Source organism: Acinetobacter sedimenti (genome assembly GCF_022601685.1).
GTDB classification, from domain to species: domain Bacteria; phylum Pseudomonadota; class Gammaproteobacteria; order Pseudomonadales; family Moraxellaceae; genus Acinetobacter; species Acinetobacter sedimenti.
In genome coordinates this window covers 31,818-58,017 of sequence record NZ_JAKUML010000016.1, presented here as the reverse complement: position 1 = coordinate 58,017, position 26,200 = coordinate 31,818, and the positions used below count along the sequence as shown (strand labels likewise).

Below are 26,200 nucleotides of genomic sequence, written 5' to 3'. Positions count from 1 at the left end.
ACGTTGTCCACTCATAATGTTTTCTCCTATGCAAAAAGAATAGACCATATTTGTCTAGGAGAGTGGTGGCAGTCCATATCTAACTAAAAGGTGTCTACAAAATCGGTGGCTATTCAAACCTCTATGCTAAACTACTCAAAGAATTAAGAGAGAATCCACTCTAAAGTTATCTAGACCCTTATTCTATAATCAACGACGGATTCAAAAGGGGTTAGATTTTAAAACACCAAACCAAATGACAGAAGACTTTTATAGCTTCGCTGCCTAGAATCTCCCAAGTGAAAGTGTACGGGAAAATAGACTCACATCAGTGAACTTCAATTGCTAATCTAAGAATAAAAACAAAATCAAGCCACAGGTCAAAATTTCACAAATTAAGAAGACTGCTAAGTGTGTTTAAATTCACTTACAATTATAGAGATTTATAGCTTAACCTTCGCACGCTCTAAAAAATTATATGGATCTGCTATCAATTTTATCCATCATGCCTGCCCCATCAACCCACTTTAGTGCTAGAATTTATCGCTAAATCTGTAGTCAGACAAAATCTCCAAACTACTTTTTTGATCGTTTAATTTCATGCAATAGGCATATGGCAATATGGTAGCAACGGATTCCACCGCAAAAAAAACGAAGAAATCGAGCAGTACCGAACTCTCGGAAAACAACCCGAATCTTCGCACACCACCGCACAACCTGACGATGGAGCAAGCTGTACTCGCTGCGTTAATGACAGTTGCCGAATCTTGGGAAAGTGTTGCTGATATTTTGCTTGAGAATGAATTTTATGCGACACGTCACCGCCATATTTTTCGAGCGATTAAAAATCTTGCAGATTCAAATCAACCTTATGATGCAGTAATGGTTAATGATTGGCTGACCAATCAACACATGCTAGAGGATGCTGGCGGTGAAGCCTATCTGATGCAATTGCTTGCCGAATCCCCACCATCACTTTTCAATTTACCTGCCTACGCAGAAAAAGTGAAAGAAACAGCAACTTTGCGCAATATGATATCCGTCGGCAATGAAATCCTACGTACAGCTTATGATCCAAAAGGTCAAAGTGTCCGTGATATTCTTGATCGTGCAGAAACCAATATCTTCTCACTTGCAGAACAATATAATAACCGTCAAAGCCAGTCAGGACCACAATCTATCAGCGATGTCACGGCAAAAGTCGTGACCAAACTCGATGAACTTTCCAAGCTTGAAGGCAATATCACTGGTTTGACCACAGGTTTCTTAGAGCTCGATAATAAAACTTATGGTATGCAATCTGGTGATCTCATCATTGTGGCAGCTCGTCCGTCGATGGGTAAAACGACTTTTGCCATGAACTTAGTGGAAAGTGTACTGTTTAACTGCGACCTGCCTGCATTAGTTTTCTCAATGGAAATGCCTGCGGATTCGATTGCCATGCGTTTAATTTCCGCATTTGGACGAGTTAATCAAGGGCATTTGCGGTCGGGTAATCTCGATGCAGATGAGTGGTCGAAAGTGACCAGCAGTATGGTTCACCTTCAGCAAAAGCATCTATATATTGATGATTCGTCAGCACTTCCACCGACAGAACTACGTTCACGTGCACGTCGTATCGCCAAGCAACATGGTAAACTCGGCTGTATCATGGTCGATTATCTACAGCTCATGAAAGTACCAGGTATGGGTGATAACCGTGTTGGTGAGATTTCAGAAATTTCTCGAAGCCTAAAGGCGCTTGCCAAAGAAATGAATTGCCCTGTGATTGCCCTTTCACAGCTCAACCGTAGTCTTGAGAATCGTCCAAACAAACGCCCTGTGATGTCAGATTTGCGTGAATCTGGTGCGATCGAGCAAGATGCCGATTTGATTATGTTTATTTACCGTGACGAGGTTTATAATAAAGAATCGAAAGAAGCAGGTACTGCTGAAATCATCATTGGTAAACAACGTAACGGCCCGATTGGTACAGTACGCCTCGCGTTCGAAGGTCAATACACCCGTTTTAGTAACCTTTCTCCAGAGTTCTACAATCAATTCCAAGATGATGAATAAAGTCATCACCCTCTTAGTGTCATTACGGTTTTAAGGAAGTTATAGTGCGTCACGCTGTTATTCGTATCCGCAAATCTGCGCTACAACACAATCTGCAACGCGTTCGACACCTTGCACCAAACAGCAAGGTGATCAGCATGGTGAAAGCCAATGCTTATGGTATTGGTGTACAACATGCGGTTGAGGCATTTTCAAATACAGATGCTTTCGGTGTTGCAAGCCTTGCTGAAGCACTAGAAATTCGCACTCTTGGTAATGACAAACCAATTACATTGATTGAAGGTGTATTTGAAGCTGAAGAAATGTCGATTGCGATTCAACAAAAATTTGAATGCGTCATTCATCATCAGCAACAACTAGATTGGCTACTTGAGCATAAAGACAATTATAAAAATGCAGGCTTAAAAGTTTGGGTCAAACTCAACAGTGGCATGAATCGTCTTGGCTTTAAAGCCGATCAAATTATTGAAGTGATTCAGCACTTAAAAAATGAAGGCTTTCACTGCGTACTTGCAATGCACTTTGCCAATGCGGATGTCCCTGACCACCCAATGAACCAAGCGCAAATTGACCAACTTTTATCCATCAAACAAGCATGTGAACCGATCGAAGTATCTTGCTGTAACTCTGCGGCGATTTTTAATTGGGCTGATTTGCATTTTGATTATGTCCGTCCCGGAATTATGCTGTATGGCGCTTCCCCGTTCTTTGATCGCACGGCTTCATCTTTAGGTCTTGAAGTGGTGATGCAGTTTGAAGCACAAATCATTGCGATCAATCCAATTAAGATTGGCGAACATGTTGGCTATGGCTCTAGCTTTACGTCTGAACGCGATATAACCATTGCTGTAGTATCTATTGGCTACGGTGATGGCTATCCACGTTCTTTATTTGCGCAAAACTTCGTCGCTATTGCAGGTCAAAAAGTACCTGTAGTAGGTCGTGTCAGTATGGATATGATCACAGTTGATGTGAGCAGTATTGAAAATCAAGTAAAATTAGGCGATATCGTAGAACTATGGGGAGATACACAATCTATTGATGAGGTTGCACAGTGCAATCAATCAATTGGTTATGAGTTACTGTGCCGATTGACTAAACGTCCTGAAGTGATTGTTGAAGACTGAAGATAAAGTCAGAACACTTAATTTCTTTGACTATAGTTGCTCAAAGTTTAGATTTTAGATTTCAGACACTGATCACAAAAAACGCATTCAAGTTGAATGCGTTTTTTGTTTTCACTTAATTTTATCACCGATTAAGGATTCACCGACACCAAAACACGGATCGCTTCAGGAGAAATGCTGAGCTGTTTCAGTAAGCCCAAACCTTCTTGTTGATGCTTCACCAAGCGATCTACTTCATCTTGGCGAATGCTTGGATTATGCTGTTTGAGATAATTCAAGCGGTCAATTTCCTTTTGCCAACGCTTCTCATAATGTTGCTGTGCACCTTCTTGAATCTGTGGCAATTGCGCTTTGACCATATCTAGCGCTTGCGCATAACGTGCTTCAATCACTTCACGTCGAGCTTTGATCACTTGGCGTGCATTATTGCCATCAAGATGTTGCGTATAAGGTTGCAAGATATGTGATGCAATTTTTTCTGACAAATCTTGACCGTTCTCAGTGAGCAAGACACGGATCAATTGTTTTGGTAGACTTGCACCGAGATTCAGTACTTTTGGTGCAATCACATCGACTTTAAACCACATCTCCACCAACATGGTGCCTGCTTTGATTGCATTGCTTTTCAGTAAAGCAACATTGGTGCTACCAAAAGATTGGGTGTTGATCAGCTCCATGACACTTTCCACAAAAGGATGCTCAAGTGTTAAGAACTGACTATCTTCACGAGTCTGCGCTTGATCACGATAGAACGTCACAGTCATGCCATCTTCTTCAAGTTGCAAACCTTGCACTTGCATCTGATCAGTCGGGCGAATGATCACTGTCCCGTTACTTTGCTCATCAAAGTCGATATTGGTCGCCGACATAAAGCGTTTGATAAAGTCAGGCACAAGTGAATTATCTTCATAATCTTCAAGTGCTTTAACAATACGTTTTGCCACTTGCGGACGACACGAGTTATATTCCAGCAAACGATCTCGCCCTTCTTGCATGGCCGCTTCAAGCTGTAGACGTTGCTCATTGACTTGTTCAAGCAGTGGTTCGAATTCAGGTGTATCCGCCAATAAGTTTTCTTTGAGCTCAACAATAAAGTTTTCTTGCAAAGTCTGCGCTGTCGGAGAAATCTGACTAAAAATATTCAGCCCTTCGTTATACCAACGGAACATGCGCTCTTGCGCTGTGCCTTCGATATATGGCACATGGATTTGAATGCGATTTTCCTGACCTATACGATCAAGACGACCAATACGCTGTTCCAACACATCAGGATTGGCAGGTAAATCAAACAACACCAAATCACTGGCGAATTGGAAATTTCGTCCTTCCGAACCAATTTCAGAACACAGCAGAATCTGTGCGCCGTAGCTGTCTTCGGCAAAGTACGCTGCCGCTTGGTCACGTTCTAATAAGCTCATGCCTTCATGGAACATTGCGGTGCGAATGCCTGCATGGATACGCAATGCACTTTCTAGTGACTCGACCACAGGACCACTACGGGCAATTAATAATACTTTTTTATGCTTTAACTCATGACGTAGAGCATTCATCAACCATGACACACGTGGATCATGTTCCATCCATGCGCCATCAATCTGTAATTCTTCTGGCCACATTTGCTCACGCAGTTTGCCTTCGGTTTGCCAATTTTCAGGACGTGGCAACGGCACAGGCAAACAATCACGCCCAGGAAAACCTTGAATCGCTTCACGAGTATTACGGAACAAAATCCGCCCTGTACCATGACGATCAAGCAACTCATGAATGGCACGATTGCGTAGTTCAGGCTCATCTTGGATTGGATGACCTAATAATTGTTCGAGTGAAGCCAATTGCCCTTCTTCTAAAGGCATATCTGACATCAACACTTCGGCGATTTTAGCGGTTTGTTGATATTGTTCTTCTTCTGCCAAGAAGCGATCAAGATCGTTAAAACGCTGTGGATCGAGCAAACGCAAGCGAGCAAAATGACTTTCTACGCCAAGCTGTTCAGGTGTTGCTGTTAATAACAGCACACCCGCAGTTTTATTGGCGAAATCTTCAACCAAATCGTAGCGATCATTGCCACCTTCTTGCTCAGACCAAATCAAATGATGCGCTTCATCGACCACCAATAGGTCAAAACCTGCTTCAATGGCTTGTTCATGCAAATCAGGATGATCAAGCATTAAATCAATACTGGCAATAATACGCTGCTCGGTGCTAAACGGATTCAGCTCAGGATCATGCTCTTTGATTGATGCAGTACGTGTCAGGTCAAAAATCGAAAATGGCAAATTGAAACGACGACGCATTTCAATCATCCATTGATATTGCAACGAGTCAGGCACCAAAATCAGCACACGTTCACTACGACCAGTTTTCAATTGTTGATGGATAATCAAACCTGCTTCAATGGTTTTACCCAAACCGACTTCATCGGCTAGCAAAACACGTGGCGCAAGTCGTGTCCCGACTTCGTTGGCAATATACAGCTGATGCGGAATCAAACCGACACGCGCACCGAGTAAACCACGTAGCGGGCTACGTTTCATGTTCGCTTGCATCAACAAAGCTTGGATACGCAGGTCGTACCATTCTTTATAATCGACCTGACTGGCAAGCATGCGCTCTAATGGCTTTGACAATTGGATGTGCGCACCTAGTCGAGTTTCATTGAGGTCTTTGATGACTTCATCACCGTTCTCATCGTTACGCTTGGCATGATACTTCATCACGCCACCACGATCTTCAACTGACAGCACTTGCCATTCAAATCCTTCTTGATCTTGGATCATATCGCCAATATTGAACACAATGCGTGATAAAGGTGCATTGCTTCGTGCATAGACCCGTGTTTCATCACTTTTTGGGAACAGAATACTGATTGCTCGCTCATCGACATCAATGAGTACGCCCAGTCCAAGCTCTGATTCCGTATCTGAAAGCCAACGTTGTCCGATCGCAAATTGTTGCAAGTTTTTCACCTTAATCAAAAAGTTGAATGCATTTTATCGAGTTAAAATTCAAACCAATCCAACACATATTTTCCAGAATGAATAAGCAAAAAGTATGACAATGCAGTCCATGCTTTTTGAAAATTACCATTCATGCTTCATCATGACAGATTACTATTTTGTTTGCATTTTAACCGATTAGAAAACCATCATAAAAGTCTAAAATGGAGTTTGGCAAACAAAGTTCAATGTTTGCCCTGTAACAGGATGTACAAAACTTAGCTCCGCCGCATGCAAACAAAGGCGCTTAGCAAGCGATTGCCCTTGTGTTGTGGCATATAGCGTATCGCCAACTATCGGATGACCGATATATTGAGTGTGTACACGTAATTGGTGCGAACGTCCTGTAATCGGTTTTAAGACAATCCGACTCACAGGCACATCCTGAATATAAAAATTTTCGATAATTTGATAATAACTTTGCGCAGATTTAGAATGCGATTCATCGGCGATATGCAACGGTGGATGCGCTTCGTCATAACGCACAGGCACATTGATCTCGGCAAAATCGTCAAAATGTACGCTCAAATGCCCTTCGACAATGGCGTGATATTTTTTTTCCGTTTGACGCTGTTGGAATTGAATGGAGATATGACGCTGTGCTGCTTTATTTAAAGCAAAGACTAAAATGCCCGAAGTATCTCGATCAAGACGATGAACGAGGAGTGTTTTTGGTTCTTCTTGTAAAAGGCGTGTCTGTACACTGTCAGTGAGCGCTTCGCCTTTTCCTGGCACACTGAGTAGACCTGCAGGCTTGTTGATGACCATCACATCGTCGTCACGATAAATCAGACAGTCTTGCAAAAAGTTCGGCAACGCCTTTCCACCTAATGATCATTAAAGTTTGCAGGTGCAGATGATAGTAATTTAGGCGATACTGCGCAAGCAAATCTATCTAAAAATATTTGAACATATAGTCAAATCAATCAACCATTGAGTCGGAATAATTAGTTGTGTATAAATGATCTACAGCACTTGAACTTCAAGGCGTGAATGGTTAAGCTCAAAGTTAATCGTTTGATAATATCTGCATTAAAAATGTCTAATTCTTCACATCAACATTCACACGACCATGCAACTGATCAGCACGATCATAAGCATAACCACGACCATAGCCATATCCCCAATAATAAAAAAATCCTGACCATCAGTTTTATCCTGATCACCATATTTATGGTGGCAGAGTTTGTCGGTGGCTATATGACTAATAGCTTGGCGCTGATCTCTGATGCAGGACATATGCTCAGTGATTCTGTGGCACTGGGTATTGCTCTCTTTGCCGTTTTTCTCGGTGAAAAAACCAGTAATGCTCGTAAAAGTTTTGGCTATCAACGCTTCGAAATCCTAGCCGCAGCCATCAACGGCATTACCCTTGTGGCGATTTCGATTTATATTTTTGTTGAAGCGATTTTACGGTTACAAACACCTGAAGACATTCATGTGCAAGGCATGTTGATCATTGCTACTTTGGGCTTATTGATTAATATCATCGTGGCGTGGATGATGTTTCGAGGTAGTGATACCGAACACGATCTCAATATGCGTGGTGCATTTTTGCATGTGCTCAGTGATTTGCTCGGTTCGGTTGGCGCAATCATTGCGGCATTGTGTATTTATTTCTTCGCATGGCAATGGGCGGATACGGTTGCGAGCGTGTTGGTAGCGCTTTTGGTACTGCGTAGCGGTTGGAGCGTAGTTAAGCAATCCACTCACGTGCTTATGCAAGGCACACCTGAGCGATTCGATGTTGCTGAGATTCAAACGCAAATCATGGCAAATGATCATATCTTTGATGTGCACGATCTGCATATTTGGAGTTTATCGAGTAAGCGTTATATCTTGAGTTGTCATATCGTGGTCGATGATCAGATGACCATGCAAAACGTCCAAAGCCTACTCCATGAGGTTGAGCAATCACTGCAAACGATCGGTATTGAGCATGTGACCATACAGACGGAAACTCGTAATCATCAGCATGCTGAGCTTGATTTTTAAAATGCTTGATTTTTAAAATGCTTGATTTTTAAAATGCTTGATTTTTGAAGCACTAGGTTTTTAAACGATGGATAATGAAAGCGAGTTATGTTTTAATACGCTTAGTTTGAGATGAGCCTCATACAGTATACGGCTTGATCTGTATACGACTAGCCCTGCCAATGCAGGGCTTTTTATTGTTTAAAATTTCTTGCAGTCACTTTGTTCGGTAATGTGGATCTTTTTTCCAAATAATCTGATTAAAATAAAGTTCAAAGAACATTGCGATTTTCTTCGCAATAGAGGTTTTAAACAACTTGGAATCCATGTAAATCATCGGCTGATCTTTTTTCGTATTGAAAATTACACGACCTCGTGGAATTTCCTCATATTCGATGTATTTTAAGTGCGAATTTTCCACACGCAACTTTTCCCAATACTGCACATGGTTATAATCGCTGTCGATTAAACCCAACGAATCTGCATCAGTCTGATTAAAATTGTGCGCTATGCCGATCACTCGATCTTGGTCATACCAAAAGATACCGATTTTCAATTAAACCCAACCTAATATTGGAACTTGAATAATCCCCAATTGAGCTTTTGTGCTATCGGAAAGTTTATCAAGATTCACATAAAGCCAATCGACAAACTTAGCACCATCTAACACATTGATATTATGAGTTGCGGCATAAGCTAAAAACTCTTCACTAACAGACCCCGTTGTAATAACCCACTTATACATTTCCGATTCTAAACTTTTTTCAATTGCAATCAACTGCTCTAAAGCATGCTCGCCCGTATTCCCTTTATGATGTTTCACCTGCACCAAAATATCTTTTAGAAATGGATTATTTTCAGATAGAGCTTGAATATCTACATCTGCTTTTCCTTCACCATTGCGTTTACCCAAAATTCTTACATTAGAGTATCCTTCAATCTCCAGTAATTGCTTTACCAACTCTTCAAGCCCCCTACCCCCAGCTTTGATTCGAGTATCTCCTTTCTTCAAGGCTGACAACAAATTTGCTTTAAATTCATCAATTGCACTCTCAACTTTTTCATTGTAAATATCCCTGATCTTTATACTTTTTTCATTTTTAAAGGAATCTATTAAGTTGTCTATTTCATTGGAAAATGAAGCTAGATTTCCTACTGTTAATTGCAATTTTAATCGTGTTTCAAAGTTTTCTTTTAGTTCGGCTCGAGGAACTTTAATAATTCCATTTTTATCCGAAAAAAAACGAACCGTAATTTGATTCGCTCCATGTCCATTCTCAAAATTTGGATCAAATAGCTTTTCACCAATTACTTCTGCAATTTGAATAGATTTAGTCATAGGTACTACAACAATATCACCTGATTTTAGATTAAAATACTCTGTCAGTTGTTTAGTTCGTCTGCCAAACTTAGGATACTTCGACTTTAGTGTTTGAATAAGTTCTTTAGCATTATCGAACTTTGTAAAATCGGTACTTGTCCAACCTATACCAATTTTATTATCTCTGACTAAACTTTGTGGGGTACGGACAAGTAAATATTTTCTCATATTTTTTTAAACTCAACAAAAGTAGATATTTTTTAAGAAAAATTAACATTTGGAATTACATTCTTCATTTTCAACGCAAGATTTCATCGTGTACCGCAACGACGAAGGTCAGATTAATCAGACTCATTTATATGCCAACGCTTGTAATTCTGCTTTATGTTGTTGAATGATACGTTTCGCACTATGCATTACCACACGTTTAGTCGCTTCATCATCACTAAACTGCATCTCTAACACCTGTGCTTTGATGGCAGATCGCTGTTTACGATCATCAGAATTATATTTTTCAAGGCGCTTATTCACATCATTTCTCACTCTTAAATCTCTTCAAAATATAGCATAGTAAAATGAATTATAGATTGTCATTTTTATTACTGCCAAAAAATAAGGGCTGAATCATCAGCCCTTATCTTTACTCAATTCAATCTATTTATCAATAGATTAGGTTAATTGAGCTGCTTGGATTTTCTTGGTATCTACAGTGTCAGCGGCTTTGATGTAGTCAGCCATTTGATCAAAGTTGAGATACTTATAGATATCACCCGCCATGCTGTCGATTTGCGACGCATATTGCTTGTATTCTTCAGGTGTAGGCAGTTTACCTAATACCGCAGCCACTGATGCAAGCTCAGCAGATGCTAGATATACATTCGCGCCTTGACCTAGACGGTTCGGGAAGTTACGCGTTGAAGTTGATACGACAGTCGCACCTGGTTTCACACGTGCTTGGTTACCCATACATAGTGAACAACCTGGCATCTCTGTACGCGCACCTGCACGACCATACGTATTGAAGAAACCTTCTTCCATCAACTGTGCTTCGTCCATACGTGTCGGCGGAGCGATCCAAAGTTGCGTAGCAAGTGAGCCAGCAGGTACTTTCTCAAGCAATTTACCCGCGGCACGGAAGTGACCGATGTTAGTCATACAAGAACCGATGAATACTTCATCAATCTTGTCGCCTTGTACTTCAGAAAGCAATTTTGCATCATCTGGATCGTTCGGGCAGCAAAGCACTGGCTCTTTGATGTCGGCAAGGTCGATTTCATAGACTTTGGTATATTCAGCGTCTGCATCAGCCTTGAGCAATTCAGGATTCGCCAACCATTTCTCCATGTTTTCGATACGACGCGCCATAGTACGTGCATCGCCATAACCTTGTGAAATCATCCACTTGAGCATAGTGATGTTAGAACGTAGGTATTCAGCGACTTTCTCTTCTGACAATGTGATCGCACAGCCTGCAGCAGAACGCTCAGCAGAGGCATCAGACAATTCGAATGCTTGTTCAGCAGTCAGGTCTGTTTCCATTTCAGTTAAGTCGATCTCAAGGATACGACCAGAGAAGATATTTTTCTTACCTTTCTTCTCTACGGTCAAGTCGCCTTCTTTGATCGCATAGTAAGGAATCGCATGCACGAGGTCACGTAGTGTGATGCCCGGTTGCATTTTACCTTTGAACTTCACCAGTACAGATTCAGGCATATCGAGTGGCATTACACCTGTTGCTGCAGCGAATGCAACTAGACCAGAACCCGCAGGGAAAGAAATACCGATTGGGAAACGTGTATGTGAGTCACCACCAGTACCAACGGTATCAGGCAACAACATACGGTTTAACCAAGAGTGAATAATACCATCACCTGGACGTAGCGATACACCGCCACGGTTCATGATGAAGTCAGGCAAGCTGTGTTGCATTTCTACGTCGACTGGCTTTGGATACGCAGCTGTGTGACAGAAAGATTGCATCACGAGATCCGCTGAGAAGCCCAAACATGCCAAATCTTTCAATTCATCACGTGTCATTGGACCAGTGGTATCTTGCGAGCCCACAGTCGTCATCTTCGGCTCACAGTAAGTGCCTGGGCGAACGCCTTGACCTTCTGGAAGACCGCATGCACGACCAACCATTTTCTGAGCTAGAGAGAAGCCTTTGCCAGAGTCAGATGGTTGAACTGGAGTACGGAACAATGTAGATGGTTCAAGACCCAATGCTTCACGTGCTTTATTGGTCAAACCACGACCGATGATCAAGTTGATACGACCACCTGCACGTACTTCATCTAGAAGTACAGGGGTTTTCAATTGAGATTCAGCGATTTGCGCACCGTTTTTGAACGCAGTCACAGTTGCTGTGTCTTTGTTCACTTTTAGGGTCACTTCGTCGCCCATGTTCATGTCGTTCACATCAATCTCGATTGGCAATGCGCCTGCATCTTCCATCGTGTTGAAGAAAATCGGTGCGATCTTGCCACCTAGACACAAACCACCATCTTTTTTGTTTGGAATGTGCGGAATGTCATCACCGAAGAACCACAATACAGAGTTGGTTGCAGATTTACGAGAAGAACCTGTACCAACAACGTCACCTACGTAGGCAACTGGATTGCCTTTTGCGATTAATTCTTTGATTTGGTTGAGTGGACCAACTTCACCTGGTTGTTCAGGTTTGATGCCGTCACGCTCGTTTTTCAGCATTGCATTGGCATGTAATGGGATGTCTGGGCGACTCCAAGCGTCTTGTGCAGGTGACAAGTCGTCAGTATTAGTTTCGCCAGTCACTTTGAATACTGTGAATGTAATTTCATCAGCAACGTCTTCACGGCTCGTAAACCATTCTGCATCTGCCCAAGATTGAACAACTGCTTTTGCATTCGCATTACCTGCTTTCGCTTTGTCAGCAACGTCATGGAATGCATCAAATACAAGCAAAGTTTTTTTCAACGCTTCAGCTGCAAGTTCTGCAAGCTCTGCATCATCAAGAAGCTCAACCAATGGCGCTACGTTATAACCACCGAGCATCGTGCCAAGTAGATATACAGCACGTTTTTTGTCTACTAAAGGTGAAGTTGCTTCGCCTTTTGCAAGCGCTGCCAAGAAAGCGGCTTTGACATAAGCAGCTTGGTCAACACCTGCAGGAACACGGTTTTCAAGCAAATCAACGATATACTCTTCTTCACCCGCTGGTGGATTTTTTAACAATTCAACCAAGTCAGCTGTTTGAGCGTCGTCAAGCGGCTTCGGTGGGATTCCGAGTGCGGCACGTTCTTCTACGTGTTGGCGGTAAGCTTCTAGCACGGTGTTATTCCTCTTATTTAAAAAATTATTTGCGTTTAAGGTGCCTTAAGGCGTCCTTGCAAATAATACGGACGGACAAATTGTACTAAATTTGACGATAAAAGTTAATGCAATCATTGTGCACAAAACTTGATGACGATTATTTTTTAAGAAAATACCATGCACCAATCTGTACTATTTGTGATCTCTGACATCCTTTTCTACTGGCAAATTCTAGGCAACTTCCTCAAATTCATTTTGCCAAAATGCGACAAATAATGAATTACGACCTTTAGCGATACCTTGTATCAAAATGTGTTCACTCTGCATTTGGAAAGCTTAAATTTTCTTTAGTCTTTAAATTTAAACCTGTGATTGAGTATCACAGGTTCGAACTATTTCCTAAAATTTCCAGTTATAGAACACGTCAATCGCACGCTCTAGCGATGAAGTTGCTTCCAAATACAAACGACGGTTGACTTGATAACGCAAGGTCAAAGTATTGACTGGCGTAAAGATACCGACACCATAACGCAGATAGAGATCAGGCGTAATATATCCTGTCACACTCACTTGAGTATCATTACCTGAACCCTGTGCATCAAGTGCTAAACCACTCAAACCAAAGCTACGTCCAATCTGATTGGTCAAGGCACGTGTACCACCAAGCCCCATGCTAATCCCTGCTGCTGCAAGGGTGTTATTAACATCAGACTTAAAGCCTTCGGTGTTGTTGACTGAGCCAGCACCCGAGCTAATCCGCCCAGTAAGCAAGGCATTGAGTGCCTCTTGCTCTGTCAGTCCTGCATCATTATAAATCTGAATATTTGGACTAGAGGCTTGACCAGTGATACGTACGCCAATCGTGCTATTTTGAATATCTTTACTGGCATCAATATCAAGACCTGGATTGGCAAGTTCTCCACCAAAACGAGCAATGGCTCGATTTAGCTCTAAGCGTTGACCATAAGCTTCAATCGTCACCTGACGGCTTACGCCGATTGCACCATTGGCTTGCAATGCAATCTGAGTCCCTCGCTGACGTAGATTAATTCGACCAACGAGGGGAATTGTACTATTAAAGCCTCTGAATATGACTGCATCACCTAAGTTCAGTGCAACATCAGCATTGATACGCCACGGACGTGTCGATTTTAAGATTGCCAATTGATCTTCGTTGCTACGCACTACACGCACATCACTCGAAGTCCCAACAACATTCGCACTACCTTCTGGCATAGAAATAACTGCACGAGGTACCTTAATCTCTCCATTAACGACTAGCAAATGCTGTGTAGGTCTAATTTCAATATCAATATTTGGAGAAACTGAAGCACTAATCATCGGCGGTTGCGCAACCAGTAATTCTTGACCACTAATATTCAACTGTATTCGAGGTGAACCAGCCCATGTGGCAAGGCCTGTAATTTTCCCTACACCTTTTCCTGCATTAAATGCACCCTCTAGAGTAGCTCCCGTATCACGAATCGATGTGGCAAGTTGAATATTTTGCAAATTTAACGGCACACTAATCATCGCAATCTTGCCATCTTTTAAGCGTACTTCTCCATTAAAGCTTGGTTGCTGTAATGTACCCGACAATCGTCCTGCAGCAGATAAAGTACCATCTAACTCACGAACATCGGCAATAAATGGCTTAAATAGATTCAGTTTTACTTGATCAAGTGCAACCTGCCCAGACACAGATTTATTTTCACCTTGTGTTCCCACTAAGACATCCACATAACCTGTTCCAAGTAGTGGCGAGTCTGCATTGAGCTTCAGTGCCAATGCCTGAGCTTGAGTTTTTGCACTCAAACGTACTTCTCGATATTCAATCAAGGTTGGTGGGATACCTTCCTCATTAGAAAGCCCAATATGCCCCTGACGTGTCACAAGCTGAGCATCCACATTCATTGGCTGACCTTCACGCCAAGATACATGCGTATAGCCATTGAGCTGACCGTCAAGAGCTAGACCTGAAGGCATGAATGCTTGAAAGTCGGCTAGTTCGAGGTTCTGCATTTTTGCGGAGATAACACCTTGTGCTTTGCTTGCAATCAAAGGCTGATCAAGACAAATTTGGCTTTGCTGACGACCTTGACTCATCCAACAATGCGCTGTCACTGTGATTTGTCCTTTTGCTTGACGATAAATAATCGAAGCATTTTGATTTTGTGTCAAACGGACACGCTGTGAATTGAAATCGCCTTTTTGGATTTGTCCAAGCCAATCATTTTGTGCATTAAAGCCACCTGCCATTTGCACATAAAATTTTGACTTATCATTGTTACCATCAAGCTTGAGCAAGTGTGCTTGTCGTGTGCCGACGAGTTCTGCTTTGACCTGATCAATTCGACGCTTATTACTAGTAAGTCCTTGTAGATTAAAGATCAATTGCGAAGCAGTTTGACCTGTTGGCAACGTCCCGATCAGTGAAACTTTCTCCACATTGATCTTATCTGAATAACTCAAATTCTCTGCGATCAGATTCGATTTTGCTTGAATCGTTGGCTGACTTTGTACTGATAAGAAGCCTTTGATTGTTCCACCAAGCCCTGCATAAAGTTCATCTAAGTTTGGTGCATTGACGTTAAGTTGAAGTCGTTGTGCATTGCCTGCCGCATGCAAAATATTATTGGCATAACTCAACACCAAATTGTTTGCTTCAAATTGCTGCGGGACAAAACTATTATTCTCACCGAAACTCACACTGAGATTACCTTTCCCAAGCAAAGGTTTATTGTTGATATTGCCTCGAAGGTTTAAGTTTTGTACCGAGATATTTTTTTGTTGCTCAGACCATCGTCCCGACGTATTTACCCGACCCGTTACATTGCCTGATATATTGCCGACAAAGTATTGTGGTTTGAATTGATCCAATACAGCCTGAATATCCCAACCAATACCATTTTCAAGATTAACCATGCCTTTTGCATCAAGCTTACCTGCCGCACCTTGATGAAAGAGTTCATTGATTTTAATGAGCTTCGGCGTACCCGAAACATTAATTTTTAATGGACCTTGACTATAATTTTGCGCATTCAGTGACCCATCATATTGCACAGCAAAGCCTTTTAAGCCTGATTGTTCTTTGGATTGTGACTTGCCATCATGCATTAATAAAACAGCTGTAGACTGCCCTGTCAGCGCTATCGTTTGCGTTTTATTGCCTTGTGGAAGCTGTCCGATTAAGTCAATACCTTTAAGCTGTATCACTTGTTTATTCGGTTCAGCATAGCCTGTTGCATGGATGCTACCGTCCAAACGGTTGACTGGCGCACTTGGGCTAATCATTTGCGGATTAAACCGTTTTGCAAGCAAATCTGCTTGCCAACGTAGCTGTGTTTTTTTCGTTGGTAAATTGACTTTTGCTTTACCACTAAGCTGACCTTGTCCTTGGGTCAAGCTAAAGTCTTTTACATTTAAAATATTATTGGCAAAATTTAATGTACTTGCATATTGTCCCGCTGGCAGACTGGATGATTCATGTTCACGAATCAAGGTCGCCAAGCGAATATCTTGCCCTTTGTCTGAAAGTGCTAAATCAACATCACCCTCTTGGCTATTCAACCATCCAATATATGGAAACTTGCGATCAATATCTTGCCAAGCGACTTGCACTTGCCACGGTTGGGCGATTTTTTCATTATTGGCATTTTGTTTAGCAGGATTTTGGTGAAGCTTTACATCCCAACGCTCATAACGATCAAAATCAACCATAGCGACAATGTCTGAAGCATTTTTCATGCTTCCTTTTGTGGATAATTTGGCACTCATATCGGGTGGTAGAAATTCACGAATCGAGGCAGGGATGACCTCATCGTTTAGATTAATGCCGTTTAAGCGACCATTTAAATCCCAACTCACACCATCTTGCCATCCGACAAGCCCTGCAAGCTCAACTTGACCACTCATCAGCGAACCTACAAAATCTTCGATGTTGAGTTGTTTTAGATCAGTGTGCATCTTGGCTTGATAGTAACCTTGCGGAATTTGTTTACCGCTCAGATCGGTATCGACATTGATGTTAAGCTTTTTGATATCGCCATCTAGGTTGACCTCACCCAACTCAGAATACAGCTCCTGCTCAGGCGCAACTGGCCAGTGATATTTTGACCAATAGACTTTGCCAAACATTGGGACATTTTTACGTACAGGATGGAGCACCATATATCCTGAGATCACATCAGGGCTTGCAGCTGCAAAACCTGCTTTGAGCGTATCGACATCGCCACGAGCAACCAATTTCAGCTTGTTCATTTTTAAATTTTCTAAGGCAGGTATCGTCGCATCTGCACTTAGGCTGAGTGGATATTTACCGTCAAGTTGCAAATAGCCATTGATATTATCTGCTTTGAGAAAATCCATCGCCATAGATGAATTAACCAACTGAATCTTCGCACCGGACCATTCGCTTTCATTGAGTTGAATATTATAAAATTTGGTGGTAGATGTTGTAGTTTGTAAGATCAATTGCTTGATATACGCTTCATCCATGCGAAGTACAAAAGGTAACTTTAATTCTTTAAACTCAAACTCTTTGTCTGTAGGAGCTGCATGATTAATCACATGCACCGTATCAATATTGGCGTGCATCAGATGAATCTCTTTTTTCACCACAGCACGCCAACCGAGATGTACATCCGCACGATTGATTTTGACCTCAACATCTTTGACCTTGACCAAGATATCTTTAATGATGATCCCTTGGATGAGATTACCATCTTCATATTGATAAGTAATCGTTTGCTGACGATCTAAGACAAATTCTAGTAACCATTTACTACCACGATCTGAGCTTGCAAAAAGACCTAAAGCAACAATGATCAACAACAATAAACCCAATAGACCAAACACCAACCATCGTGCTGTACGCACAGCATGTGTACGTATCTTTAGTTTTGTCTTTGGCTGTTCTGGCTGTTGCTCAGTCATACGCTTTTCTTTTTCCTAAAAATTGTCTTCGTTCAATATGTTGTGATTTATAAAGGTGGACCAATGAAGAAGTGTAAGCGGATTGGTACGCTATCTTCACTCACACCTGCCGCCACATCGACACGAATCGGTCCTACTGGAGATGCCCAGCGTATACCAAGACCAACGCCATATTTTGTTTCATTGCTAAAGTTTTCATCATAGGCATTACCTGCATCGGCAAATACTGCGGCACGCCAACCTTCACGAAATTGATAATTATATTCCAGCGAGCCGACCGCAAGTGTCTGACCACCTAACAGCAATCCATTTTCTTCAGGCGCCAAACTTTCGTAATCATAGCCACGTACACTTTGATCACCACCTGCAAAATAACGCAAGTTGTACGGCACACGATCAAAATCGCCAGTCACGATATAGCCTAGATCACCTCGTCCAACGAATTGATGATCGGCATTTTCACCTAAAGAATAAATAAAACGCCAACCTGCGTTCAGGATAGCCATATCCGTTTCAGTCAATAAGCTTTCTGAGCCAACTTCTGCTCGATAAAACTGACGAAAACCTTTGGTTGGATTGACATAGTTATTCTGTTCAGTACGACTGATCTCATATCCAAACAACAGTGACTCCTGCTCAGGGTCAGTACTTACTACTCGAAAGGCATCTGGCATGTCTGCAGGATCAACATTGCCTGTTGCCTCGATACTATCTAAGCGATAACGCACAGACATATTGTGTTGCCACTGCCCCATTGGTTTTTTAATGGTTCTCTCAGCACCAATGACAGCCGATTCGATATTTAACTCGACACCTTGACCAATTTTATCTTTGATCTCACGCTCATAACCGCCAACAACACTAAAATAGTCATTTAATGGATGTTTATACGGAATGTTGTAACGCCCATCAATGGATTGATAGTTTTCAGAAAGTTGTAAATTAACATCCAAGCTGTGTCCACGATCATTGACGATTGCACGACGGTATTGAGAACGCAGACGCACGCCTGTATCGGTGCCATAACCGATACCTGTTTCAAGACTATTTGGATTATCTGCATTTAAGGTCACGATCACTGGGACTTGCTTTGTTTCACGTGCTTGCGCTTTTAACTTTTCGGTTTCTTCAGCGCGCTTATCCGCTTCTGACTGACTTTTTGCCAAAGCTTGCTTTTTGCTATCGTTTTCATTGCCATCAGCTTCGTCTTGCTCAGCTTGGTTTTCATTACCTGCTGACTTGCTGTTTATTGATTCGCTGTTTATTGATTTACTGCTTACTGATTCACCGCTTTGTACATCGCTATTTTGTGTTTCGCTGTTTTGCGCTTCATTGCCTGCTGTACCGATAAACTCACCTTCATCAACGACATTTTGACTTTTTACTTCAACGCCGTCAGTGATTGGTGGTGTAGGCGCTTGGGATTGCTGTGCTTCATGCAGTGCTGCCAAATCAGGTGGTAGTTCTAAAGCTTTAGTGATTGGATCAGGCTTTGCGACATTGACAAGCGTATAATTAAAATAACGACTATTGATGAGGTTGCTTGACAATAAATTACTACGCCATTCTGTATAGTCATCACCCTCTTTGAACGGAACTAGCTGTTGCAAGATCTCTTTACGTAGTGGAAATTCCTCATTAGGATCACTCATGCGAAACTCGACTGCATTGAGTTTGTAGCGTTCACCTGTTTCATATTTCATCAAAATATCAGCAGTGTTTTCAGGCAAAGTCACTTTGACATCACGCATACGCCAGAAACCATCAAAATAACCACGACTATCTGATGCGTTATCAATACGTGCCCGCATATTTTCATAATCGCCATGATTGAGAATATCGCCTTCATTTAAATCAGGTACAACACTCACAACTTGGAATGCAGCCTCTTCTGCACCATCACCGGTGAACTCAATAACTGGTTGTTCTGCAACTAAGACTGGCTCATTTTGCACGACATCTACGATCAGAGTCTCTTCATCTGGCTTACTAAATTTGAACTCTGCTTCATAATAGCCAACCGCTTGCGCAGCGACATTAGCCATTTCTTTGATTTGAGGTAATGCAACATTAAACTCTTCGAACGCTTCTTGGGTAAAAGTAGACAGTTTCGCGTCTATATTCTTCTCAAGTTTTTCATCAAGCTTTCCTTCTGCACTACGAACTTCAACCTTAATTTTTGGTAATTTTTCCAAAATACTGTCATCTTCATCACGATTAAACAGTCTTGCGAAAAAGCCTCTTTCCTTTTTTGGTTCAATATTCGTTGCCTGTGCTTGGCTTGGATCAGCAGAATTCTCTTGAAAATCAGGCACAGTGACTTGCTGTTGCTGTAGTGTAGTTACAAGTTGATCAACGTTCACCGTTTCCATTTGACTTGTTGTCGTTTGAAATTCACTTGCCGTCGTGCTTTCTTGGTTTACCTGAATCTGTGAAAGACTTGGTACAGAGCGCTCTTGTTGCTCAGCATCCTGCTGCGCTTGTGCAGCGATTTGATTGATTTCATTCAGCATTGCCTGATCGGGCGCAGGAATATCGCTGTCTTGCAATTGATAGACTTTATCCGCCTGAAATTCATTCACGGCTTGATCTAAGCTAGTTTGCTCCCTCTCAACCGCTTGCTGATCTTCAAGCGCTTCATTGATTTGTTCTTGTTGCTCTTGTTCTTCTTTCGCAATCGCTTCATCCACAGCTTCTGCATTAGGGTTGGAAATAACCAACTCATTCTCAGCATAGCTCAGTTGTACAAAAGCACAGCTCAGACCAAACAATAATGCAGACGGCGCCGCATGCCTTGTCATAATCTGTAAAACTGACTGATTCAAAACATTAAAAGAGAATAATTTTTTGTTTAAATCTAGCATACTGCACTCAAACACATATACGCTCAAACAGAGCATTGGATTTGCATGAATTAATCAAGGATAAAAGCTTGATTATGTCGGTCTATAGTTTTAACTAAAGTTTTTACTAATAACGCAATAAATGATTGAAATACCAATAGCCACTTAGCACTTCCTCAAGATTTTTAGATTGTCTTAAGTTATTGTAAAATTGTAAAGTAGCTATACCCCAAAAATACAATCTCTATTACACTTAAATACAAAACTTAGCCTATTAACGCTAAATACTCGTATTTTATCGTGAAATAAAGAAGATTAGTGAGTCATCGCATGTCCTCATCGACACCATTCCTACTTGGCACTCGTCGCTTTGCACCAATGTTCGCCACACAGTTTTTTGGCGCATTCAATGACAATATTTTTAAATATGCGTTACTGATGGTCTTCACCTATGGTTGGATTCCAAAAGGTGACATCAGCGTCAGCACCCTCAATAATGTAGCAGCCTTATTATTTATTTTGCCTTTTTTTATCTTTTCTGCAACTGCTGGACAGATTGCTGACCGCTATGAACGCTCAAATCTTATTCGATGGTTAAAAATTGGCGAAATCGCAGTGATGTGTATTGCAACTGTTGGTTTCTTTATTGGCAATATTTGGTTGTTACTTTTTGCACTGTTTATGATGGGCGCACAGTCGGCGATTTTTGGTCCAATTAAATATGCGATCTTGCCTGATATCCTTGAAGAAACTGAACTCATGACTGGTAATGCCATTTTCCAATCAGGGACTTCTCTAGCGATTTTACTTGGGATGGTCGTTGGTGGCATTGTTATTTCTTTTTCTTTAGGGAATATGTGGTGGATTTGCTTAACCCTGATTAGTGTTGCCATATTAGGTTATTTATCTAGCCGAATGATTTTGAAACAAAAAATTGCAGATCCAAATCTCAAGGTCAATTGGAACGTATTTGTCACTAGCTGGCAGATCGTGAAATTCAGTTACGGCTTACCACTAATCTTTTTAGTGTTACTTGGCAACTCATGGTACTGGTTTTATGGCGCAACGGTGATTACACAAATCCCGCAAATGACCGCACAATATCTGCATGGTAATGAAAATGTGTCGAGCCTAATTTTGACTTTTTTTTCTATCGGGATCGTTATCGGCTCTGCCCTGTGTAAAAAGCTGAGTGGTGAACATGTGAATATTAAGATGGTGCCTTTTGGTGCAATCGGCTTAACACTATTTGCCATATATTTGGCTTGGGCATTGGCGCAGTTACCTAGCTTTCAAGGTGATCTTTTCAATATCGCTCAAGTCTTTGCACAAGGCATCAGCTTTTATCATGTCTGCTTTGCCGTGATCTTACTGGGTGTGAGTGGTGGTTTTTATATCGTACCACTGTACGCTATGATGCAAGCCAAAGCCCCTGAAAGTCATCGTGCCCGAGTGGTGGCAGCCAATAATATTTTTAATGCAATCTTTATGGTGGTGGCAGCGATTTTCTGTATTATCATTTTAAGCAGTTTGAACCTAAGCCTAGTGCAATTGTTTGGCATTACAGCAGTGATTAGTGCAATCATCACCTGTCTTTTACTCACGTCACTACGTCGTAAACTTCGCATCGGAGAATCTTAATGCGCCAATTTAGCCCATTCGATCAAATGATTAATTCTTTCGATCAAGCATTAAGAAGCCTTGTCCCAGGTGTCACCAATGCCAATCGTGAAAATCCTGCACAGGAGCGCACAGCAGAACTGAGTATCAACGAGTCACGTCATGTTGCAGGATTGATGCGTGTTAATCATAGTGGTGAAGTCTGTGCGCAAGCGCTCTATCATGGGCAAGCCTTAACTGCAAAATTGCCCAGTGTACGCATCGAAATGCAACTCGCTGCGCAAGAAGAAGAAGACCATCTCGCTTGGTGTGAAGATCGCTTAAAAGAACTAAATAGTATCCCAAGCTTACTTAATCCTGTTTGGTATAGTTTATCTTTTGCAATGGGTGCAGTTGCAGGTATTGCAGGGGATAAATATAGCTTGGGCTTTGTAGCTGAAACTGAGCGTCAAGTGAGTGAACATCTCCTCTCTCACCTATCGCAACTGCCTGAGCAAGATCAACGATCTAAGGCGATCTTGGAACAAATGAATACAGATGAATTGCATCATCGAGATACCGCTCTTGAAGCAGGCGGTGTCGATTTACCAAAGCCTGTACAAATTTTAATGACTGTAATTTCCAAGACTATGACGAAGACGAGCTACTATATTTAAGCTGTTTCTTTAAGCTGTATGATTAAATTGACTTAATCAGTTGCCTTGATAAATTGTATTCTGACATTGCAATTGCCTGAAATATTCAGGCAATTTTTTCGCTCAACTTTTCATTTCAAACACTTCAATTAAAGTGAATTTAAAGCGATTTTAAAGTAGTGAAATCTTCTGAAATTGCAGATCATATTCTAAATATTTCTGCACAAAAGCGGTCTTATTTTCACAGCGTTGCATATTGCGATGAATGATTTCAGGCACACTGGTATAAATTGCGCCAGAGCCATCATTATAAATCAGCTTCAGACTTCTTGACCAAAAGTCATATTTCATCAAAATCACCTGTAGTTCTGACATAAGCACCTCACTAAAATGAAATGTCGATGATTCTTTCCTTGTGAAATAAATCATCATGAAGAATCGACGTATTGATGAGTTGATCTCAGCAACGCTCCTCCTTTATTTCAAATAATTTCTAAATTGATTCAATCATTAAATAGCATGTTTTATGCCATGAATGCAGTGAGTATTTCTGCAAAATTTATTGATTATTTTTATATCACAAGGGATTTCAGTGAATAATTCCCATAGTTTTAGGGCAATTAACGATTTGGGCGTATAATAGTTGCACTGTCAAAAATTAGATGAAAATATGTCAAAACAAGATTATGAAAACGGCTTAAAAGTACGCAAAGAAGTGATGGGCGAACACTTCGTTAAACGTGCTCAAGACAACACTGTGCCTTTCACCGAACCACTGCAAGACTGGATTAATGAGCATGCATGGGGATCGACTTGGCAACGTGAAGGCGTATTGCCACGTAAATATCCCTCGCTCATCACTATCGCCTTTTTAGTTGCACAAAAAGCGCCGACAGAGCTCAAAGGGCATATCCGTGGTGCACTCAATAATGGTGCAACGGTGGAAGAAATCCAAGAAGTGCTATTACATAGCTTGCCGTATTGTGGCGCACCGACAACGCAAGAAGCATTCCGTGCTGCTTTGGAAGTGTTAGCGGAATATCAGAAATAGATTTCAACAAAAAATTCATGACATAAAAAAACCGCAATTCACATGAACTGCGGTTTTCTTTTTTACTCGATTTTTAAGGCATTAAACATCAGACTGCTGAATCAACATGCCTGCTTTTTTCGCAAGCTCAGTAAAGGTTGGAAAACTGGTTGCTACCGTTTCAGTCCCATGAATGGTGATCGGCTCGGCACAGCGCAAACCTGCAATACTAAAGCTCATGGCAATGCGATGATCATGATGCGACTCGATCTGACCACCTGTGAAGATTGGTGACCACTCGCCTGTTTTGCCTTTACCTTGAATGATGATGCCATCATCAGTTGGCTGACATTGGATACCCAGTGCGATTAATCCGTCTGCCATCACTTGGATACGATCAGACTCTTTGACACGAAGCTCCGCAGCTCCAGTCAAGATCGTTTCACCTTCTGCGCATGCAGCAGCAATGAATAACGCAGGAAACTCATCAATCGCCAGTGGTACTTGATCTTCAGGCATATGAATGCCTTTTAAAGTTTTGCCACCACGGATATGAATATCTGCAATCGGCTCACCACCTGCGATGCGCTCATTGAGTACACTGATATCTGCACCCATTTGCTTGAGGATTTCAATCACACCTGTACGCGTTGGGTTAATCCCAACAGCTTGTAAAGTCAGATCGGCATTTTGGCTAATCGCCGCACCAACCATAAAGAACGCCGCACTGGAAATATCCGAAGGCACTTGGATATTTGTCCCCACGAGCTTTCCGCCACCCTGAAGCGTAATTTGGTTACCATGATCTTGCTTTTGGGTTTTTACGTCGTAACCAAATGCACGAAGCATACGCTCGGTGTGATCACGTGTCGGTTCAGGTTCAGTGACCGATGTTGCGCCCTCTGCCCACAGCCCTGCCAATAAAATGCCTGATTTGACCTGTGCCGAAGCCATAGGCAAATCATAATGAATGCCTTTTAAGCCTTGTGCGCCTGTGATGCTGACTGGCGGTGTGCCTTTTTCACCTGTGGTTTGGATTTTTGCACCCATCACACGAAGTGGTTTTGCGATACGCTCCATCGGACGCTTTGAAAGCGACGCATCACCCGTCATCACAGTATCAAAGGCTTGCGCAGAGAGCATGCCAGAAAGCAACCGCAAACTGGTGCCTGAGTTGCCCATATACAGCGCACTTGCAGGTTTTTTCAGACCGTGCATGCCGACACCATGAATCGTCACTTCACCATTTTTCGGTCCTTCGATCGAAACCCCCATATCACGGAAGGCTTGCAAGGTCGCCAACGCATCCTCACCTTCCAAAAAGCCTGTTACATGGGTTGTGCCTTCTGCAATTGCACCGAACATGATCGAGCGATGCGACACAGACTTATCACCCGGCACTGAAAAATGCCCTGAAAATTGTTGGCTTCCCGGTGAAATGGTAAATTGTTGCGTCACAGCGTTGTTCTCCATCAAAGGTGTATTGGCGAGCATATGGTTAAAATGTTGGCGAGCGGCTTTAGCATGTCCAAGCATGCCCATGAGCGCATTGGAATCTTCGGATTGAATGACTTGTTTAAAGCGTTGTAATTGATCTTCAAAGCCTGTAACCGCACTCAAAATCGCTTTTTTATTTGCAAGAAAAATGTCGTGCCACATCTGCGGATCACTGGCTGCAATTCGAGAGAAATCTCGAAAGCCACCCGCCGCATAGCGAAAAATATCTAAATTATCTTGTCGATTGGCAAGTTGTTCGACCAAATTAAACGCCATCAAATGTGGTAAATGACTGGTATGCGCAAGCACCTCATCGTGCTGTGCCACATCCATACAAATCACTTCAGCTTGAGCGCTTTGCCACAGTTGAATCAGCTTTTGTACAGCAATCGGATCACTTGATTCAAGTGGCGTCAGTATCACTTTGTGCTTAGCAAATAAATCAATTTTCCCTGCATGCACACCACTGTGTTCACTGCCTGCGATCGGATGACCCGGCACAAAACCTTTGGGTAAGTTTTCCCCAAAGACATTTTTTGCGGCTTGTACCACATTACCTTTGGTGCTACCGACATCGGTAATGATAGCATCAGCACGTAAGTATGGTTTGATCTGTTGTAATGCCTTTTCAGTGGCTTGTACAGGTAAAGCCAGCACGATCAAATCCGCATCTTGCACTGCTTCACTTGCCGAGCTAAATCCTTGATCAATTAAACCAAGTTGTTTGGCATCGGCTAAGGTCTTTTCAGAGCGAGTAGAAGCAACGACTTCACCTGCCAAATGATGTGCTTTAATCACACGAGCAAGGCTTGAACCAATTAAACCCAGTCCGATAAAAGCAACTTTTTCAAATAATGGCGTGTTATTGGCACTCATATTCGAAGTAAAAACAGA

The 26,200-nt window shown here is 41.9% G+C and carries 16 protein-coding genes; 6 read left to right on the top strand and 10 right to left on the bottom strand.

Annotated elements, in window-relative coordinates:
* Window positions 1-600 precede the first annotated feature (600 nt).
* Window positions 601-2,037, top strand: coding sequence for a replicative DNA helicase (gene dnaB / locus MKI79_RS09990; RefSeq protein WP_241572887.1), 1,437 nt, complete (start codon window positions 601-603; stop codon window positions 2,035-2,037).
* 44 nt (window positions 2,038-2,081) lie between these two features.
* Window positions 2,082-3,164 (top strand): alanine racemase, encoded by a 1,083-nt coding sequence (gene alr / locus MKI79_RS09985; protein ID WP_241572885.1) that lies wholly within the window; start codon window positions 2,082-2,084, stop codon window positions 3,162-3,164.
* Between the two features lie 131 nt (window positions 3,165-3,295).
* On the opposite strand, the gene rapA is transcribed toward alr, so the two are convergent.
* Complete coding sequence (gene rapA / locus MKI79_RS09980) at window positions 3,296-6,130, bottom strand: RNA polymerase-associated protein RapA (protein WP_241572881.1); 2,835 nt, start codon at window positions 6,128-6,130, stop codon at window positions 3,296-3,298.
* A 189-nt stretch (window positions 6,131-6,319) separates the two neighbouring features.
* Window positions 6,320-6,976 carry an RluA family pseudouridine synthase gene (locus MKI79_RS09975; protein ID WP_092615369.1) on the bottom strand — a complete coding sequence of 219 codons (657 nt, stop codon included), beginning with the start codon at window positions 6,974-6,976 and terminating at the stop codon, window positions 6,320-6,322.
* A 222-nt stretch (window positions 6,977-7,198) separates the two neighbouring features.
* Between MKI79_RS09975 and MKI79_RS09970 the strand changes: the two genes are divergently transcribed.
* Window positions 7,199-8,155: a cation diffusion facilitator family transporter gene (locus tag MKI79_RS09970; RefSeq protein WP_241572879.1), complete on the top strand. Its 957-nt coding sequence runs from the start codon at window positions 7,199-7,201 to the stop codon at window positions 8,153-8,155.
* Window positions 8,156-8,351: 196 nt separating this feature from the next.
* On the opposite strand, the gene MKI79_RS09965 is transcribed toward MKI79_RS09970, so the two are convergent.
* From MKI79_RS09965 to MKI79_RS09940, 6 genes are all read right to left on the bottom strand, one after another.
* On the bottom strand, window positions 8,352-8,690 hold the full coding sequence (locus MKI79_RS09965; protein WP_241572876.1) for a hypothetical protein: 339 nt from the start codon (window positions 8,688-8,690) through the stop codon (window positions 8,352-8,354).
* A complete protein-coding gene (locus MKI79_RS09960; protein ID WP_241572874.1) occupies window positions 8,691-9,683 on the bottom strand; it encodes a restriction endonuclease in 993 nt (330 codons plus the stop codon).
* Between the two features lie 123 nt (window positions 9,684-9,806).
* A complete protein-coding gene (locus MKI79_RS09955) occupies window positions 9,807-9,986 on the bottom strand; it encodes a hypothetical protein (protein ID WP_241572871.1) in 180 nt (59 codons plus the stop codon).
* Between the two features lie 138 nt (window positions 9,987-10,124).
* A complete protein-coding gene (locus MKI79_RS09950; RefSeq protein WP_241572869.1) occupies window positions 10,125-12,764 on the bottom strand; it encodes a bifunctional aconitate hydratase 2/2-methylisocitrate dehydratase in 2,640 nt (879 codons plus the stop codon).
* A 381-nt stretch (window positions 12,765-13,145) separates the two neighbouring features.
* Window positions 13,146-17,681 carry a translocation/assembly module TamB domain-containing protein gene (locus MKI79_RS09945; RefSeq protein WP_241572861.1) on the bottom strand — a complete coding sequence of 1,512 codons (4,536 nt, stop codon included), beginning with the start codon at window positions 17,679-17,681 and terminating at the stop codon, window positions 13,146-13,148.
* Between the two features lie 47 nt (window positions 17,682-17,728).
* A complete protein-coding gene (locus MKI79_RS09940) occupies window positions 17,729-20,545 on the bottom strand; it encodes an autotransporter assembly complex protein TamA (protein WP_241572858.1) in 2,817 nt (938 codons plus the stop codon).
* A gap of 309 nt (window positions 20,546-20,854) precedes the next feature.
* Between MKI79_RS09940 and MKI79_RS09935 the strand changes: the two genes are divergently transcribed.
* Both MKI79_RS09935 and coq7 read left to right on the top strand, forming a co-directional pair.
* Complete coding sequence (locus tag MKI79_RS09935; RefSeq protein ID WP_241572855.1) at window positions 20,855-22,165, top strand: MFS transporter; 1,311 nt, start codon at window positions 20,855-20,857, stop codon at window positions 22,163-22,165.
* Window positions 22,165-22,800: a 2-polyprenyl-3-methyl-6-methoxy-1,4-benzoquinone monooxygenase gene (gene coq7 / locus MKI79_RS09930; protein ID WP_241572852.1), complete on the top strand. Its 636-nt coding sequence runs from the start codon at window positions 22,165-22,167 to the stop codon at window positions 22,798-22,800. The genes MKI79_RS09935 and coq7 overlap by 1 nt, the downstream gene beginning before the upstream one ends.
* 150 nt (window positions 22,801-22,950) lie before the next feature.
* On the opposite strand, the gene MKI79_RS09925 is transcribed toward coq7, so the two are convergent.
* The gene (locus MKI79_RS09925; RefSeq protein ID WP_241572849.1) at window positions 22,951-23,154 is read right to left on the bottom strand and encodes a KTSC domain-containing protein; all 204 of its coding nucleotides are present in this window, start codon (window positions 23,152-23,154) and stop codon (window positions 22,951-22,953) included.
* Between the two features lie 295 nt (window positions 23,155-23,449).
* On the opposite strand from MKI79_RS09925, the gene MKI79_RS09920 reads away from it, so the two are divergent.
* Window positions 23,450-23,830 carry a carboxymuconolactone decarboxylase family protein gene (locus MKI79_RS09920; protein WP_241572847.1) on the top strand — a complete coding sequence of 127 codons (381 nt, stop codon included), beginning with the start codon at window positions 23,450-23,452 and terminating at the stop codon, window positions 23,828-23,830.
* 81 nt (window positions 23,831-23,911) lie between these two features.
* Here the strand turns inward: MKI79_RS09920 and MKI79_RS09915 are convergent, their stop codons facing one another.
* A complete protein-coding gene (locus MKI79_RS09915) occupies window positions 23,912-26,182 on the bottom strand; it encodes a bifunctional prephenate dehydrogenase/3-phosphoshikimate 1-carboxyvinyltransferase (RefSeq protein ID WP_241572893.1) in 2,271 nt (756 codons plus the stop codon).
* Between the last annotated feature and the right edge of the window lie 18 nt (window positions 26,183-26,200).

Excerpts from the sequence above, each read along its gene's own strand:
- MKI79_RS09925 (WP_241572849.1), bottom strand. The coding sequence starts at position 23,154 with ATGTCAGAACTACAGGTGATTTTGATGAAATATGACTTTTGGTCAAGA.
- MKI79_RS09940 (WP_241572858.1), bottom strand. The coding sequence starts at position 20,545 with ATGCTAGATTTAAACAAAAAATTATTCTCTTTTAATGTTTTGAATCAG.
- MKI79_RS09920 (WP_241572847.1), top strand. The coding sequence starts at position 23,450 with ATGTCAAAACAAGATTATGAAAACGGCTTAAAAGTACGCAAAGAAGTG.
- MKI79_RS09935 (WP_241572855.1), top strand. The coding sequence starts at position 20,855 with ATGTCCTCATCGACACCATTCCTACTTGGCACTCGTCGCTTTGCACCA.
- MKI79_RS09915 (WP_241572893.1), bottom strand. The coding sequence starts at position 26,182 with ATGAGTGCCAATAACACGCCATTATTTGAAAAAGTTGCTTTTATCGGA.
- MKI79_RS09970 (WP_241572879.1), top strand. The coding sequence starts at position 7,199 with ATGTCTAATTCTTCACATCAACATTCACACGACCATGCAACTGATCAG.
- MKI79_RS09945 (WP_241572861.1), bottom strand. The coding sequence starts at position 17,681 with ATGACTGAGCAACAGCCAGAACAGCCAAAGACAAAACTAAAGATACGT.
- coq7 (WP_241572852.1), top strand. The coding sequence starts at position 22,165 with ATGCGCCAATTTAGCCCATTCGATCAAATGATTAATTCTTTCGATCAA.
- dnaB (WP_241572887.1), top strand. The coding sequence starts at position 601 with ATGGTAGCAACGGATTCCACCGCAAAAAAAACGAAGAAATCGAGCAGT.
- MKI79_RS09960 (WP_241572874.1), bottom strand. The coding sequence starts at position 9,683 with ATGAGAAAATATTTACTTGTCCGTACCCCACAAAGTTTAGTCAGAGAT.